At 59.3% G+C, this 317-nt stretch carries 1 pseudogene; it reads left to right on the top strand.

From position 1 onward, the window contains the following. Positions 1-306 (top strand): annotated as a pseudogene (locus tag ACIOZM_RS18040) (phosphomethylpyrimidine synthase ThiC); the annotation flags it as partial. Positions 307-317 lie beyond the last annotated feature (11 nt).

Raw genomic sequence — 317 nt, 5'->3', positions numbered from 1 at the left:
TGTGCTGCGTCGTTGGCGCACCACAAAGAGAACTTCCTCTACACCCACTTCGACGAAATCTGCGAAATCATGAAGGCCTACGACGTCAGCTTCTCGCTGGGCGATGGCCTCCGTCCGGGCTCGATTGCCGACGCCAACGACGCAGCACAATTCGGTGAGCTGGAAACCCTCGGCGAGCTGACCAAGATTGCCTGGAAACACGATGTGCAGTGCATGATCGAAGGCCCGGGCCACGTGCCGATGCAGTTGATCAAAGAGAACATGGACAAGCAGCTCGAGTGCTGCGACGAGGCGCCGTTCTACACCCTCGGCCCGCT

The organism is Pseudomonas sp. NPDC087346, assembly GCF_044744235.1.
Taxonomy (GTDB): Bacteria; Pseudomonadota; Gammaproteobacteria; order Pseudomonadales; family Pseudomonadaceae; genus Aquipseudomonas.
This window is presented reverse-complemented; position numbering and strand designations above follow the sequence as displayed.